The sequence below is a fragment of the Pseudomonas sp. Fl4BN1 genome (assembly GCF_009908285.1).
In the GTDB taxonomy this organism is placed as follows: Bacteria; Pseudomonadota; Gammaproteobacteria; order Pseudomonadales; family Pseudomonadaceae; genus Aquipseudomonas.
The window spans coordinates 34,837-51,111 of the sequence record NZ_JAAARM010000014.1 but is presented as its reverse complement, the minus strand read 5'-3'; the positions used below and the strand labels follow the sequence as shown (position 1 = coordinate 51,111).

The window sequence follows — 16,275 nt, the reverse complement described above, 5'->3', positions numbered from 1 at the left end:
CGCACGCCATACCGTTGCCCTGCCGGAAGCACCGACGATGACCAACGCCCTGCTACACCCTTTGTGCGTCATTGCCCTGTTGCTCGCCGCTGTGCAGATCGCCTGGCTGTACCGACAGCTGCACCAACGTCGAAAGGCGCTACAGGCACTTGGGCAGACGGTCGCGACCCTTGATGCCGGCAAACAGCAGGCCGAACAGGCCAATCAACTCAAAGGCCAGTTCCTCGGTCACCTCGGCCACGAAATTCGTACACCGCTGAATGCCTTCATCGGCCTGCTGGAACTGGTGCTGCAACGCACTGCGGCCAATAGCCAAAATCACGCCTCACTGCAATTGGCCCTGAACGCCGCCAACGACCTGCGGGAATTGCTTGGGGACCTATTGGACATCAGCCGAATCGACTCCGGACACCTGCAACTGACCCCGGCATGGGTCAGCTTGCGGGACAGCGTCGATGCGGTGGTCGGGGTGTTCCAGGCCCTGGCCCAAAAGAAGCATCTCAACCTGAACCTTGAGTTCAATGCACCGATCCCTGAACCCCGGGTGCTGATCGACGCCCTGCGTTTCAAGCAAGTGCTGGGCAATCTGCTGAGCAACTCGATCAAGTTCACCCACCAGGGTGCGATTGAGATCAGGCTGCAGCTGCAGCCGGCGGCGCGTGCGGATTACTTCGACCTGCAATTGCAGGTGCTGGACAGCGGTATCGGCATCCCCGAGCAAGAGCGCCAACGCCTGTTACAACCCTTTGCCCAGGCTGACCCAGGCAGCCAGTCGCCCAGGGACAGTGCCGGGCTGGGACTGCCCATCAGCCACCAGCTGTGCCAGAAAATGGGCGGCAGCCTGAGCCTGCATGGCCGCGCCGGCCCTGGCAGCGAAGCGCGGGTCAGGCTGACCCTGGCCGGCCAGATGGCTCTCGTCTCGGCGGAAGAAGAACCCATGCCGCAAGTGACTCGCCTGCCTCTGGATGTACTACTGGCAGACGATCACTCCGCCAGCCTGATGCTGTTGCGGGAGCAGTTGGAATATCTCGGGCACCGGGTCACCTGCGCCGAGGACGGGCTGCAGGCCTACGAGTTATGGCGTGAAGGTGATTTCGACCTGCTGATCGTCGACTGCAATATGCCCGTAATGGATGGCTATCAACTGGCCAAGGCCATCCGCCAGAGCGAACAGTTCGAACTACGGCCTGCCGTCACTCTGTTCGGTTACAGCGCCGACCACGCACCTCAGGCTCTCCAGCGCGGCCTGGACGCCGGCATGCACGATTGCCTGTGCAAACCCCTGGGCCTGAATCTGCTGAGCCACAAACTGTCTACGCTCAAGCCGCTGCCCAGGGCAGAAAGCTTCAGCATCGCGACCCTGGTTACCTTGACCCGTGGCGAGCCGCTGTTCGCCCAACGCATGCTCAATGAGCTGGTCCGGTGCTGCACCGAAGATCGCCACTTGCTGGGACTGATCCCCACCAGCGATCCCATGGCCCTGGTGACACTGGCCCACAAGATCAAGGGATCAGCGTTGATGGTGGGCGCCGACGCCTTGCAAACCGCCTGCGAAACCCTGGAACAGGCAAGCCTGGACGACGTCGGAATCGAGCTGATCAGCGCCGCCGTGCAGACCCTGGATCTAGCGCTGGTACGGTTTGTCCAATCCCTGCATCGCCACCTCAATCATCCTGAATAGCCCTCCTTGGCCACTCAACCCGGTATTGCTCAGTCTCACGGAGACGGGACGACTTACCCTCTTGCCAGGAAAATATCAAAAGGCCAGTATTGCCCCCGCCGTCAGTCACATCCACGCAACCTGTGCCAACGAGGTCTTCAATACCTCGATCCCGGCAAGGCCAAGGTAGGAACTGCCTGCCTTAAACTATGCTTGGGGCCTGAGCCATGCCCATGTGTCTTTGGAGAGAATTGGAATGCCAAGCTCGCCAGCGCCCGTACAACGTCGCTTTCCGCTGCATATCCATATCAGTGCGATGTTTACCCTGCTGCTGCTCCTGACTGGTGTGGTGCTGGGCATCTACCACTACCAGCAGACCACGCGCATCATCCTTGGCAGCAGCGAAAAACTTTTCCAGCGTATTGAACAGGATGTGCGCAGCGACCTGAGGTCCACCTACGAGCCCATGCGCCACCTGCTCAGCCTGCTGGCGGTTGCTCCAGCGGCCCAGGCGCCGGATCTGGTACAACGCCTGGCCCTGCTCAGGCCCTTCAGCCAGGCACTGATGGACAACCCGGACCTGGCCTCGTTGTATCTGGGGTATGCCAATGGTGACTTCTTCATGGTGCGGCCATTGCGTAACGCCGCGCTCAGGGACAAGCGCCAGGCCCCGGAGAACAGCGCCTACGAAGTCTGGAGCATCGAGCGCGATGCCAGCACGGGCAAGCTCCACTCACAATCGCTGTTCTATGACGCCGAGTTGTCACTGATCGATCGCCTGGAGCATCCCGACGAGCGCTACGATCCGCGAACCCGCGACTGGTTCTCCAACGCTCGAGGGGGCGCCGACCAGATCACTACCCGCCCCTACGTGTTTTATTCCACCCTCAATGTCGGCACCACCCTGGCCCGGCGCAGCGGCAAGATGGCAGTGATAGCCGCCGACCTGACCCTGGAACAGCTGTCCTCGACCCTGGCCAAACACCGGGTCACCCCTGCCACCGAAGTCGCTCTGCTGGATGACCTGGGCAACGTCGTGGCCTATCCCGACAGCCACAAGCTATTGCTGGAACAACGCACTGCACGCCTGATCCGGGGCGACGATCTGAACCCGGCATTGAGTGCCCTGTTGCACGGCCAGACCGCCGACGGCCACTTGCAGGTCCTGGGACGCAACTGGATAGTCGCCAGCAGCCATATCGCCGAGGGTGGCCCCGGCGGGCTGCAACTGGCATTGCTGGTGCCCGAGGACGAACTGCTGGCCGATGCCTATCGCCTGCGCTGGCAAGGCGCACTGATCACCCTCAGCACCTTGCTGCTGTGCCTGCCCCTGGGCTGGTTGATCTCGCGCATTCTGGTGCGGCCGCTGCGCATTCTGGTGCGAGAGGCCGACGCCATCCGCAGTTTCGACTTCGACTACCCGGTGTCACGTCGTTCGCCAGTGCTGGAGGTGGATCAACTGAGCGTTTCCATGGCCCTGATGAAAGACACCCTGGCCAGTTTTTTTGAAATCAACGCCAGCCTGTCTGCCGAAACCCGTTTTGATCCACTGCTGCAACGGGTGCTGTTCGAGACGGTGAAAATCGCCCAGGCCCAGGCCGGCCTGATCTACCTCTGTGAAAGCAAGGGCTCGCGCCTGGAACCCCACGGCCTGATCATTGACGGCCAACCCCAGGACCTGCCGCTGTTCAACATCTCCACCCAGGACCTGAGCGACCCACAAACCCCTGACTGGCTGCAACAACTGGCCAGCAGCGACAACGTGGTCACTACCCTGGGCTTCGAACAGGCGGGGAATCTGCAACCTGTGCTATTGGCGCTCGACAGCCCCAGTGCGCATCTGCTGGGAATCCGCCTACGCAACCGGCATAACGAGACTGTCGGGATGCTCCTGCTATTTCTGGTGGACAGTGGCGCCGAAGCGGATCTGGACAAACTCAGCGCAGACCGCATCGCCTTTATCCAGGCGGTGTCCGCCACGGCCGCGCTGTGCATCGAAAGCCAGCGCCTGCAGAACAAGCAAAAGCAGTTGCTGGACTCGTTCATTCAGTTACTGGCTGGAGCCATCGACGCCAAGAGTCCCTACACCGGCGGCCACTGCCAGCGGGTACCGGCCCTGACCCTGATGCTGGCCGAGGCCGCCGCGGCCAGCCAGGACCCGAGGTTTGCCGCCTACCAACCCAGCGAAGACGAGTGGGAAGCCTTGCACATCGCCGCCTGGCTGCATGATTGCGGCAAAGTCACGACGCCTGAATACGTGGTGGACAAGGCCACCAAGCTGGAAACTCTCAACGACCGGATCCACGAGATCCGCACCCGCTTCGAAGTGCTCAAGCGCGATACCTGGATCGACTACTGGCGGGCCCTGTCCCAAGGCGCCGAGGAAACCCTCCTGGCAGCCGAGCGCGAGACCTGCCTGCAGGCCCTGGATGAGGATTTTGCCTTTGTCGCCCGCTGTAACCTGGGAGTGGAATTCATGGCCGAGGCCGATCAACAGCGGCTGCAGAAGATCGCCCTGCGCACCTGGAGCCGGACCCTGGACGATCGCCTGGGGGTGTCCTGGGAGGAAAACCAGCGTCAGGAACGCCTGCCGGCACCCAGCCTGCCAGTCATGGAGCAGCTCCTGGCCGACAAACCCGAACATCTGCTGGAGCGCAAGACTGCGGAAATCTTTGCCACGGACAACCCCTGGGGCTTCAAGCTCCAGGTACCCGTGCACAAGTACAACCGAGGCGAGCTGTACAACCTGAGCATTCCCCGAGGCACGCTCACCGCCGAAGAGCGCTATGTGATCAACCACCACATCGTGCAGACCATCATCATGCTCGAACACCTGCCGTTCCCCAGCCACTTGCAGAACGTAGCGGAGATCGCCGGCGGCCATCATGAGAAAATGGACGGCAGCGGCTACCCGAAACAGCTCAAGCGCGAACAGATGAGCTTGCCGGCGCGGATGATGGCCATTGCCGACATCTTCGAGGCCCTGACCGCTGCTGACCGCCCCTACAAGAAGGGCAAGACCTTGAGCGAAGCGCTGAACATCATGGCCATGATGTGCCGTGATGCACATATCGATCCGGAGCTGTTCGAGCTGTTTATCCAGCAACGGATCTACCAGCAGTACGCCGAACGCTTCCTGACCCCGCAGCAGATCGACCCGGTGGATCAAGCGACCTTGCTGGACAAGGCCGGGTTGCGTGCCTGAAAGCTCAGCAGTCGCTCAAGCGCAGGAAGATTGCCGCCAGACGCTCGATACCAGCCTGGTCCTCAACGCCAAAGCGCGCGAGTTTGGGGCTGTCCAGGTCGAGTACGCCGATCAGCCGGCCATCCTTGACCAGCGGCACCACCAACTCGCTGTTGGAGGCGCTGTCACAGGCAATGTGCCCGGCAAAGGCGTGCACATCTTCCACTCGCTGAGTCTGCAGAGTCGCCGCTGCGGTGCCGCAGACGCCACGGCCGAAGGGAATTCGTACGCAGGCGATCTGCCCCTGGAACGGGCCGAGCACCAACTCCTGGTTGCGATTGAGGTAGAACCCCGCCCAGTTCAGGTCGTCCAGCTGGCTGAACAGGAACGCCGAGAACTGCGCCGCGTTGGCGATGAAATCGCGCTCATCGGCCAGCAGCGACTCCAGCTGGGCACACAACAGCCCGTAGCCATCCAGGCCTTGGCCGGTGCTTTGCAAATCAATCATGCTTTTTGCTCCAACAACTGCAAGCCCACCCAGTAGCGGGCAAATTGGTAGGCACAACGGCCATTACGGTTACCCCGACCCGTGGCCCAGCGCACTGCCAGGATGTCCAGGGCGTCGTCACGCTGCCAACTCAAGCCGGCCTTGCTCGCCAGCTCGCCGATCCAATGCTCCACCACATCGAGAAAGTGCTCCTGGGTGAACGGATAGAACGACAGCCACAGGCCAAAGCGGTCCGACAGCGCGATCTTGTCTTCCACGGCCTCGCTGGGATGCAACTCGCCATCGACGCGTTTCCAGTTCTCGTTGTCGCTTTCCTTTTCCGGCACCAGGTGCCGGCGGTTCGATGTGGCGTACAGCAGGACATTCTCCGGAGCCTGTTCCAGGGAACCGTCAAGTACGCTCTTGAGCACCCGGTAATCGCCCTCGCCGGACTCGAAGGACAGATCGTCGCAAAACAGTACGAAACGCTGGGGCAGCTTGACCAGTTGCTCCACCACCCGCGGCAGGTCCGCCAGGTGATCACGCTCGATCTCGATCAGGCGCAGGCCACCCTTGGCATGTTCGGCCAGCAAGGCCCGCACCAGGGAGGATTTACCGGTGCCACGCGACCCCCAGAGCAAGGCATGGTTGGCGGGCAGGCCGTCGAGGAACTGCTGGGTGTTACGTGCCAATTGCTCGCGCTGCTTGTCAACCCCGATCAGGTCGCTCAAGCGCATGTCCAGGCTGACTTCCAGGGGCAGCAGGAAGCCGCTGCGTCCCTCGCGCTGCCAGCGAGCCGCCAGACAGTGGTTCCAGTCGATGGCTTGGCGAAGGGCGGGCAACAGCGGTTCGATCCGGGCCAGGACCGCATCGGCACGTTCAAGAAATGCATTCAATCGGGCATCCACGACTTTTCCTCAGGCACGTTCAAGGTAATGATGCGGCACACAGACGAAACGCAGTCCTGATCCAGGGGTCTATCGCCTTATCAGCTGCTGCCAGGTCAAGCCGGCAACCAAAGATGATCAGCTATGCTTGCGCAGCGAAGGGAAACGAAAGTGGTTCAGCCCCCCATGGATATCAAGTTCACCAACCGCCTGTCCTATAAACAGGCCCGGCTCACCGTACTGGTGGGTTTCATTCTGGGGACCGCGCTCAGTCTGCTGCAAATCGGCATCGATTATGCCAGCGAAGACGCCTCCATCAATCGTGAAATCCACTCGCTGCTGGAAATCAGTCACAACCCGGCCTCGCGCATTGCCTACAACATCGATTCCGAACTGGCCCAGGAACTGACCCTGGGCCTGCTGCGCTCCCCGGCGATCATTCGCGCGCAACTGATCGATAACAACAATACCCTACTGGCCAACGTCGAACGCCCTGCGCAACAAAGCCGCTACCGGGCCGTCAGCGACTTCCTGTTCGGCGCCGACCGGCAGTTCGAGGACCGCCTGTACCTCAGCCACCTGCCTGAGGAATCCCTCGGCACCCTGCACCTGGACGTGGACACCTACGCGTTCGGCAGCCGCTTTCTGCGTCGCGCCGAAGTCACCCTGATCAACGGTTTCGCCCGCAGCCTGATCCTTACCGGGATTCTCCTGGCGCTGTTCTACGTCATGCTGACCAAGCCTTTGGTAGGGGTTATCCGTGAACTCAGCAGCCGGGATCCGCGCAGTCCGAAACAGGCCAAGCTGGACTTCCCTCCCGGCCACGAGAACGACGAAGTCGGGGTGCTGGTCAAGGTCGCCAACCAGCAATTCGAGATCATGGCCACCGAGATTCAGCAACGGCGCAACGCCGAGAACCGCCTGACCGAATACCTCGGGCAACTGGAGAACATCGTCTCGGCGCGCACCACCGAGCTCAAGGCCAGCAACGCCCGGCTCAGCCAGTCCAACGAGGAACTGGAAGCCGCACGCCGCACCGCCCTGGACATGGCCCAGGCTCGCGCCGCGTTCCTGGCCAACATGAGCCACGAGATCCGCACGCCGCTCAACGGCTTGCTGGGCATGATCGCCCTGTCCCTGGACAGCCCGCTGAACCCCGAGCAACGCCAACAGCTATCCATCGCTCACGACTCCGGCAAGGTCCTGGTGGAACTGCTCAACGATGTTCTCGACATGTCCAAGTTCGACGCCGGGCAACTGGAACTGGAGCGCATTCCCTTCGACCTTGGGGTGCTGGTGGAAGACACCGCCAACCTGCTGTCGCAGAACGCCGCGGCCAGCGTCGAACTGGCCTGCCTGATCGCCCCGGACTTTCCAGCATTGGTGCTGGGAGACCCGACCCGAGTGCGGCAGATTGTCAGCAACCTGTTGTCCAACGCCCTCAAGTTCACCCGCTTCGGTCGGGTCGATGTGCGCCTGAGCAGCTTGGGCGATGGGGTCCGCATCGAGATCTGCGACACCGGCATTGGCATCGCCCAAGAGGCCCAGGTGAAGATCTTCCAGCCCTATACCCAGGCAGGCGCCGGTATTACCCGCCAGTACGGCGGTACCGGCCTGGGACTGGCACTGACCAACAACCTGTGCGAAGCGATGAACGGGCGTTTGAGCATCAGTTCGGAAGTCGGCTTTGGCAGTCGGTTCTGCGCGGACCTGCCGCTGCCTTGCCACACCCCGAGCAGCGCTCCGCCCGCGCTGTCCGGCAAGATAATCGGCATCACCGACGCCGGTAGCGGCCTGGCTGAACTGCTGGGCTCCCTGCTACCGACCTGGGGGCTCGACTATCAGCGCTTCGATATCGAGGACTCCCTGGCCGGAGTGAACCCCGACCTGCTGATCACCGACTGTCCCGAATGCCTGTTTGGCCTGCGCCCGGCCATTACCGCACCGATCCTGCTGGTGACCGCCTATGGCAGCTTCCTGCCCAGCGAAGAGGCCAGTGCCCTGGCACCGCTGCAACAACAGGCCCGCCCGCTGGCGCGCAATGCCCTGTATCAAACCCTGCGCCGTGCGCTGCTGACGGAAACCATTACCCTCAACGACGCCCAACTGGAAATGCCAGTGCAGGTCCGGCGGGCCAATATACTGCTGGTGGAAGACAACCCGGTGAATCAACTGGTGGCCAAAGGCATGCTGAGCAAGCTCGGTTGCACAGTGACCGTAGCTGCCCACGGCGCCGAAGCCCTCAACCAGCTGGAGCACAATCACTTCGATCTGGTGTTGATGGACTGCAACATGCCAGTCATGGACGGCTACGAGGCCAGCCGGCAGATTCGCCGCAGCGGCCGCTGGCCGGACCTGCCGATCATCGCCCTGACCGCCAACGCGATGCCCGAGGAGCGCGAGCGTTGTCGTGCCGCCGGCATGAGCGACTACCTGGCCAAACCGTTTCGCCGTGAAGAACTGATTGCCTTGCTGGATCTCTGGGTACCGACTACGACAAAGCTCTGATCTGACGCAGCAGTTGATCAAGGCTGTCGTGCAATGGTTCCAGGCTGTTGAGATCGACCCCGCTTTCGCACAGCAGCACCGCCTTGAGCGGTGCTACCTGGTCGCGCAGAGCCAAACCCGCGTCACTCAAGCTCAAGTGCACTTCGCGCTCGTCGCGCGCGGAACGTCGACGTTGCACCAACTGCAACTGCTCCAGGCGCTTGAGCAGCGGCGTCAAGGTGCCGGAGTCCAGAGATAGGCGCTCTCCCAGGGCCTTCACCGTGGGCAAGGGCGGTGATACGGCCTGCCACTCCCACAGCACCAGCATCACCAGGTACTGCGGGTAGGTCAGGCCCAGACGGTCGAGCATCGGCTTGTAGCCTCGGACCACGGCCCGCGAGGCGGCGTACAGCTTGAAGCACAGCTGGCTGTCGAGCCGCAGTGAATCCACGGACAGATCATTCATTTGAGCATGGCTTCAATCTCACGGCTCAGGTCCTGGGGTTTGGTCGCCGGGGCGAAACGCTTGACCCGCTTGCCGTCCTGGCCGATCAGGAACTTGGTGAAGTTCCACTTGATGCCCTGGGAACCCAGAACTCCGGGCGCGCGCTTCTTCAACTGGACGAACAGCGGGTGGGCGTCAGCGCCATTGACCTCGATCTTCTTGAACAGCGGAAAGCTCACGCCGTAATTCAGCTCGCAGAACTCGGAAATCGCCCCTTCGCTGCCCGGCTCCTGCTTGCCGAACTGGTTGCATGGGAACCCCAGCACCACCAGGCCCTGGTCCTTGTAGGCCTGCCACAGCTCTTCCAGTCCCTTGTACTGGGGAGTGAAGCCACACTTGCTGGCGGTATTGACCACCAGCACGACCTTGCCAGCAAAATCCGCCAGGGTCTTCTGCTCACCCTTGATGGTGGTGCAGGGAATCGTCAACAGCGCGTCGGTCATGGCAGTCACTCCATTCATGAGTAAGAAGCGATAAAAATAGCGCGCAACTAAATCGTGTGCAATTTAATCAATGGAAAGACGACTCCGAAGAATCGTCCTGATGCCTAGCGCGGCACCAGATCCAGGCACACCGAGTTGATGCAGTAGCGCAGACCGGTGGGCGGCGGACCGTCCGGGAACACATGACCCAGATGAGCGTCGCACTTTGAACAGACCACTTCGGTGCGGATCATGCCGTGGCTCGCGTCGCGGATCTCGATCATCGCGCCGTCGGCGATGGGCTCGTAGAAGCTCGGCCAGCCACAACCGGAATCGAATTTGGCCTTGGCGTCGAACAGCGGCTCATTGCAGCAGATGCAGTGATAGACCCCATCGGTCTTGGTCCCGTTGTACTTGCCCGAGAAGGGCCGTTCGGTGCCCTTGAGCCGGCAGACGTTGTACTGCTCGGGATCGAGCATCGCCCGCCATTCTTCCAGGGTTTTCTCCAGCTTTTCCATGGTCCATCCTCTGCAACGGAAAAAGCCCGATCTGGATCTTTTCCACGGATCGGGCGGCACGTATGATTGCGCCTCGTCAGACGCCAGTCTGGCAGCCGCGTTACACCCATTCAAACGGATTTTGCCGCAGCCGGTGCGGGTTACAGCCCGGTATGACACGGCAGGATTCCCAGTACGGTAGTTCATCCTCCGCCTGGATCGTTCATTCTCGGGAACACATCGCCATGCAGGTCAGCAAATCGAACAAGCTCGCCAACGTCTGTTATGACATTCGCGGCCCAGTGCTCAAGCACGCCAAACGCCTGGAAGAGGAAGGCCATCGCATCCTCAAGCTGAACATCGGCAATCCAGCACCCTTTGGTTTCGAAGCGCCGGACGAAATTCTCCAGGACGTGATCCGCAACCTGCCCACTGCCCAGGGCTACAGCGACTCCAAGGGTTTGTTCAGTGCGCGCAAGGCGGTGATGCAGTACTACCAGCAAAAGCAGGTGGAAGGCATCGGCATTGAAGACATCTACCTGGGCAACGGTGTTTCCGAACTGATCGTGATGGCCATGCAGGCCCTGCTCAATAACGGCGATGAAGTGCTGGTCCCGGCTCCGGACTACCCGCTGTGGACCGCTGCGGTCAGCCTGGCCGGCGGCAACCCGGTGCACTACCTGTGCGACGAGCAGGCCTACTGGTGGCCGGACCTCGCTGACATCAAGGCCAAGATCACCCCGAACACCAAGGCCCTGGTAATCATCAACCCGAACAACCCGACCGGCGCGGTGTACCCCAAGGAAGTCCTGCTGGGCATGCTGGAACTGGCTCGCCAGCACAACCTGGTGGTGTTCTCGGACGAGATCTACGACAAGATCCTCTACGATGACGCCGTGCACATCTGCACCGCATCCCTGGCCCCGGACCTGCTGTGCCTGACCTTCAACGGCCTGTCCAAGTCCTATCGCGTAGCCGGTTTCCGCTCCGGCTGGGTGGCCATCTCCGGTCCCAAGCAGCATGCCCTGAGCTATATCGAAGGCATCGACATGCTGGCCAACATGCGTTTGTGCGCCAACGTGCCGAGCCAGCATGCGATCCAGACCGCACTGGGTGGCTACCAGAGCATCAATGACCTGGTGCTGCCGCAGGGTCGCCTGCTGGAACAACGCAACCGGACCTGGGAGTTGCTCAATGACATTCCCGGAGTCAGCTGCGTAAAACCCATGGGCGCGCTGTATGCCTTCCCGCGGATCGATCCGAAAGTCTGCCCGATCCACAACGACGAGAAGTTCGTCCTCGACCTGCTGCTCTCGGAAAAACTCCTGGTGGTACAAGGCACGGCCTTCAACTGGCCATGGCCGGACCACTTCCGCGTGGTGACGCTGCCACGGGTGGATGACCTGGAGCAGGCCATTGGTCGAATTGGAAACTTCCTCAAGTCCTACCGCCAGTAAACCCTAAAACGCAGTGCGATCCTTTTCCGATCGCACTGCGATTAATTCAGCAACACATCTTCACTGCCCTGCTCCATCCCCCTTCTATAAGCTTGCACTTTCCGTCACACCCACTGTCACAAGGCTTACAACCCGACCGGGTGGTCGCAGCGCCGGGCGATGGCTCATAGAGTTGCAACGCAAGCGTCTAGACTCGGCCTGTGCGACACAGTTTGAAATAGAAGCCGTATTGAATAGGCCGTTGCCGCACCTTATATAGCCCGCAGTACGCTACATATTTAGCTTGAGGAGATTTCTACAACCATGATGCGAATCCTGCTGTTTTTGGCCACTAACCTTGCGGTCGTGCTGATTGCCAGCATCACCCTGAGCCTTTTCGGCTTCAACGGGTTCATGGCGGCCAATGGGGTTGATCTGAACCTCAATCAGCTGCTGATTTTCTGTGCGGTCTTTGGTTTTGCCGGTTCGCTGTTCTCGCTGTTCATCTCCAAGTGGATGGCGAAGATGAGCACCAGCACGCAGATCATCACTCAACCGCGCACCCGCCATGAACAATGGTTGTTGCAGACCGTTGAGCAACTGTCCCGCGAAGCCGGTATCAAGATGCCCGAAGTGGGCATTTTCCCGGCCTACGAGGCCAACGCCTTCGCCACCGGCTGGAACAAGAACGATGCCCTGGTAGCCGTCAGCCAGGGCCTGTTGGAGCGCTTCTCGCCGGATGAAGTGAAAGCGGTGCTGGCCCACGAGATCGGCCACGTCGCCAACGGCGACATGGTGACCCTGGCGCTGATCCAGGGTGTGGTGAACACCTTCGTGATGTTCTTCGCGCGGATCATCGGCAACTTCGTCGATAAAGTGATCTTCAAGAACGAAGAAGGCCAGGGCATGGCCTACTACGTGGCGACCATCTTCGCCGAACTGGTCCTGGGCATCCTCGCCAGCGCCATCGTCATGTGGTTCTCGCGCAAGCGCGAATTCCGCGCCGACGAAGCCGGCGCCCGTCTGGCCGGTACCAACGCAATGATCAGCGCCCTGCAGCGCCTGCGTTCGGAACAAGGCCTGCCGGTGCACATGCCTGACACCCTGAACGCCTTCGGCATCAACGGTGGCATCAAACAGGGCCTGGCTCGCATGTTCATGAGCCACCCGCCGCTGGAAGAGCGCATCGACGCCCTGCGTCGTCGCGGCTGATCAGCTACACGGAAACACCCAAAAGGGCGACGCGAGTCGCCCTTTTGCATGAACGCAGGAAAAACCTGGTCAGCACCCGCCCTGTTTGTCCAGTCGATAGACCCGCTCCACCAGCCGGGTGACTCCAACCTGAAGAAACTTCCAGCTTTCGCCGAGGATGTCGCGCTCCATTTCCACATCCAGGTGCCAGGCATCGCTCAGCCGCAATCTGACCTCATCATCAAGCACGGCAAACGGCGGCCCGTCCAACTGGGACTGGTCATAATCCAGGGTAATCAACAGCCCCTTGCTGCCATCAGGCAGTAGGTCATTCAAGTGAGCGGTGTAGCGCTGGCGCATCTCGGGCGGCAAGGCGATCATCGCGGCACGGTCATACCAGGCTGCGCAACCAGTGATGTCCTCGGCTGTCAGGGCAAAGAAATCGCCGCACCAGAGCTGGAGCGGCCCCTGAGCATAGACCTTGAAAGCCCCCTGCTGGCTGACCTGCGGTTGCAGGTTGTGCTCACGAAAGAAGTCCTCCACGGCCTTCTCCGTCAGTTCGACGCCCAGCACCTGATACCCCTGGTCGGCGAGCCAGATCAGGTCCAGGCTCTTGCCACACAACGGCACCAGCACCCGGGTCTGCGCAGGCAGGCCCAGGGCCGGCCAATACTGCTGCAGATACGGATTGACCTCTGCCAGGTGAAAGCCGATCTGATCGCTTTCCCAACGCTTTTGCCAAAAGTCCGCTTGCATGCCAAGTCCTTATAATTCGATCAAAAAGCCCTAAAACTTATATTAGATTTAGATCAATGATCTGATTGAAGATGGCTCATCTTAACCTTCAGGACCTCCTTCATGCTCCCCAGCCTGTTCATCTCCCATGGTTCTCCCATGCTGGCCCTGGAACCCGGCGCCAGTGGCCCCGCGCTCGCTCGCCTGGCAGCAGAGCTGCCACGACCCAAGGCTATTCTGGTGGTATCAGCGCACTGGGAAAGCGCGGATCTGCGGATCAGCTCCCATCCGCACCCGGAAACCTGGCACGACTTCGGCAGCTTCCCCGCCGCGCTGTTTGCCGTGCAATACCCGGCGCCGGGAGATCCCGAACTGGCGGCGCAGGTGCTGGAGTTGCTCAAGGCTGATGGCTTGCCGGCGCAGCTAGACAGCCAGCGTCCGTTTGACCACGGCACCTGGGTGCCGCTGTCATTGATCTACCCACAAGCAGACATTCCGGTGGTTCAGCTATCGCTGCCCAGTCGTCAAGGGCCGGCCCTGCAGACCCGCGTCGGTCATGCCCTGGCCAGCTTGCGGGAGCAAGGCGTATTGCTGATCGGTTCCGGCAGCATCACCCACAACCTGCGGGAGCTGGACTGGCGTGCCGGCCCGGAAAGCATCGAACCCTGGGCCAAGGCTTTTCGTGACTGGATGATCGAGAAACTGGCTGCCAACGATGAGGCGGCCCTGCATGACTATCGGCAACTGGCCCCCCATGCCGTACGCAGTCACCCCAGCGATGAACACCTGCTGCCGCTGTATTTCGCCCGCGGGGCGGGTGGTGACTTCAGTGTTGCCCACCAGGGCTTCACCATGGGCGCCCTGGGGATGGATATCTACCGGTTTGGATGATGATTCGCCGAGACGCCTGCGCCTGCAAGATCCTCACGCAGGAGCCGGCTTGCGGCGAACAGGACGGCTGGGTAAATGACAGGCAAAAAAAATCCCCGAACCAGTCGGGGATTTTTTATGTTCGATCAATCAGCCCGAGAGCGGATCAATCTTCGCGATAGCGACGCAGCTTCAACTGCTTACCAGCAACACGAGTGTCCTTCAGCTTGGTCAGGAGCTTCTCCAGACCATCTTCCGGCAGCTCTACCAGCGAGAAGCTGTCACGTACCTGGATGCGACCGATCGCTTCACGTGCCAGGCCACCCTCGTTGAGGATAGCGCCCAGCAGGTTCTTGGCGGCGATACCATCACGCGCGCCCAGCGCGGTACGGCAGCGAGCACGGCCTTCAGCCAATGGAACCGGAGCGCGACGCTCACGGTCACCACGATCAGGACGATCACCGGAACGCTCTGGACGATCGCCACGCGGTGCATTGTTCGGCACCAGTGGACGCTCCTTCTCGATAGCAGCCAGGTTCAGTGCTTGACCGTTGGTAGCCTTGCGCAGCAGAGCTGCGGCCAGGGCACGCGGGCTGCAACCGATGTCAGCAGTCAGGCGATCCAGCAGCTCACCGTGGGTCGCTTCAGCGTCAGCCACCAGCGGCGACAGGCTGTTGGTCAGCTTCTTGATGCGCGCATCGAGAACAGCTTGGGCGTCCGGCAGGCGAACTTCGGCAACCTTCTGACCGGTTACACGCTCGATCACTTGCAGCATGCGGCGCTCACGTGGAGTCACCAGCAACAGCGCACGACCTTCGCGACCGGCACGGCCGGTACGGCCGATACGGTGCACGTAGGATTCCGGGTCGTACGGCATGTCCACGTTGAATACGTGGGTGATGCGCGGTACGTCCAGACCACGAGCAGCAACGTCGGTCGCCACAACGATGTCCAGGCGGCCATCCTTGAGGGAGTCGATCACGCGCTCACGTTGGTTCTGAGCAATGTCACCGTTCAGCGCAGCGGCTTTGTAGCCTTTGGCTTCCAGGGCACTGGCCAGATCCAGGGTCGCTTGCTTGGTGCGCACGAACATGATCAGGGCGTCGAAATCTTCAACTTCCAGCAGGCTCAGAACAGCAGAGGTCTTCTGGTCAGCGTGAACCAACAGGTGAGCCTGTTCGATCGCGGTAACGGTCTGGGTCTTGCTTTGGATCTTGACGTGCTTCGGATCGCGCAAGTGGCGCTCAGCGATGGCACGGATCGATTGCGGCAAGGTGGCCGAGAACAGTACGGTCTGGCGGGTTTCCGGCATGGCCTTGAAGATCACTTCCAGGTCGTCCATGAAGCCCAGCTTGAGCATCTCGTCGGCTTCGTCGAGAACCAGGTGGTTCACGGTGGCCAGTACTTTTTCGTCGCGACGCAGGTGGTCGCACAGACGGCCCGGAGTGGCGACAACAATTTGTGCGCCATTACGGATTGCTTTCAATTGTGGGCCCATCGGCGCGCCGCCGTAGACAGCCACAACAGTCACGCCCGGCATTTGCTTGGCGTAGGTTTCGAAAGCGGTTGCAACTTGCAGCGCCAACTCACGGGTTGGGGCCAGGATCAGAGCTTGCGGCTCGCGCTTGGACGGATCAATGCGGTGCAGGATAGGCAGGGCAAAGGCAGCGGTTTTACCGGTACCGGTTTGCGCCTGACCAATCATATCGTGACCGGCAAGGATGATCGGGATCGACTGCTGCTGAATAGCCGAAGGCTCTTCATAGCCGGTAGCGACTACTGCAGCGACAATATTGGGATGAAGTTCAAGAGCGGCGAAGCCGCCGATTTCCTGGGTCATGGGTCTGCCTCTAAGTGCATCCGCAAAGACCCATGCTCCAAAGCTGCGCATGCCGTGTAAGACTCAAGAGTCGC

Annotated in this window: 13 protein-coding genes; 6 read left to right on the top strand and 7 right to left on the bottom strand. The window is 60.9% G+C overall.

The annotated features are described in order from the left end of the window. The first annotated feature begins 37 nt into the window (after positions 1–37). Positions 38–1,681, top strand: a complete 1,644-nt coding sequence (locus tag GV818_RS17240) for a response regulator (protein ID WP_161777068.1) — start codon at positions 38–40, stop codon at positions 1,679–1,681. Positions 1,682–1,916: 235 nt separating this feature from the next. Further along, entirely contained in the window at positions 1,917–4,865 is a 2,949-nt protein-coding gene (locus GV818_RS17235; protein WP_161777067.1) for an HD domain-containing phosphohydrolase, read from the top strand. 4 nt (positions 4,866–4,869) lie between these two features. Here the strand turns inward: GV818_RS17235 and GV818_RS17230 are convergent, their stop codons facing one another. Further along, positions 4,870–5,352 (bottom strand): GAF domain-containing protein, encoded by a 483-nt coding sequence (locus GV818_RS17230; protein ID WP_161756966.1) that lies wholly within the window; start codon positions 5,350–5,352, stop codon positions 4,870–4,872. Then, positions 5,349–6,239, bottom strand: a complete 891-nt coding sequence (locus GV818_RS17225) for an ATP-binding protein (RefSeq protein WP_161756967.1) — start codon at positions 6,237–6,239, stop codon at positions 5,349–5,351. The genes GV818_RS17230 and GV818_RS17225 overlap by 4 nt, the downstream gene beginning before the upstream one ends. 165 nt (positions 6,240–6,404) lie before the next feature. On the opposite strand from GV818_RS17225, the gene GV818_RS17220 reads away from it, so the two are divergent. Continuing rightward, positions 6,405–8,726 (top strand): hybrid sensor histidine kinase/response regulator, encoded by a 2,322-nt coding sequence (locus GV818_RS17220; protein ID WP_161756968.1) that lies wholly within the window; start codon positions 6,405–6,407, stop codon positions 8,724–8,726. Here the strand turns inward: GV818_RS17220 and GV818_RS17215 are convergent. The 3 genes from GV818_RS17215 to msrB form a co-directional block, all read right to left on the bottom strand. Further along, on the bottom strand, positions 8,710–9,171 hold the full coding sequence (locus GV818_RS17215) for a MarR family winged helix-turn-helix transcriptional regulator (RefSeq protein ID WP_161777066.1): 462 nt from the start codon (positions 9,169–9,171) through the stop codon (positions 8,710–8,712). The genes GV818_RS17220 and GV818_RS17215 overlap by 17 nt on opposite strands. Further along, a complete protein-coding gene (locus tag GV818_RS17210) occupies positions 9,168–9,653 on the bottom strand; it encodes a glutathione peroxidase (protein WP_161777065.1) in 486 nt (161 codons plus the stop codon). The genes GV818_RS17215 and GV818_RS17210 overlap by 4 nt, the downstream gene beginning before the upstream one ends. Before the next feature lie 104 nt (positions 9,654–9,757). Beyond that, complete coding sequence (gene msrB, locus GV818_RS17205; RefSeq protein ID WP_161777064.1) at positions 9,758–10,150, bottom strand: peptide-methionine (R)-S-oxide reductase MsrB; 393 nt, start codon at positions 10,148–10,150, stop codon at positions 9,758–9,760. 224 nt (positions 10,151–10,374) lie between these two features. Between msrB and GV818_RS17200 the strand changes: the two genes are divergently transcribed. Next, positions 10,375–11,586 carry a pyridoxal phosphate-dependent aminotransferase gene (locus GV818_RS17200; protein WP_161756972.1) on the top strand — a complete coding sequence of 404 codons (1,212 nt, stop codon included), beginning with the start codon at positions 10,375–10,377 and terminating at the stop codon, positions 11,584–11,586. A gap of 303 nt (positions 11,587–11,889) precedes the next feature. Continuing rightward, positions 11,890–12,777: a protease HtpX gene (htpX, locus tag GV818_RS17195; protein WP_161777063.1), complete on the top strand. Its 888-nt coding sequence runs from the start codon at positions 11,890–11,892 to the stop codon at positions 12,775–12,777. 69 nt (positions 12,778–12,846) lie between these two features. Here the strand turns inward: htpX and GV818_RS17190 are convergent, their stop codons facing one another. After that, complete coding sequence (locus tag GV818_RS17190; protein WP_161777062.1) at positions 12,847–13,512, bottom strand: thiopurine S-methyltransferase; 666 nt, start codon at positions 13,510–13,512, stop codon at positions 12,847–12,849. A gap of 102 nt (positions 13,513–13,614) precedes the next feature. Between GV818_RS17190 and GV818_RS17185 the strand changes: the two genes are divergently transcribed. Continuing rightward, positions 13,615–14,382, top strand: a complete 768-nt coding sequence (locus tag GV818_RS17185) for a DODA-type extradiol aromatic ring-opening family dioxygenase (RefSeq protein WP_161777061.1) — start codon at positions 13,615–13,617, stop codon at positions 14,380–14,382. Between the two features lie 145 nt (positions 14,383–14,527). Here the strand turns inward: GV818_RS17185 and GV818_RS17180 are convergent, their stop codons facing one another. Then, a complete protein-coding gene (locus GV818_RS17180; protein ID WP_161756976.1) occupies positions 14,528–16,201 on the bottom strand; it encodes a DEAD/DEAH box helicase in 1,674 nt (557 codons plus the stop codon). Positions 16,202–16,275 lie beyond the last annotated feature (74 nt).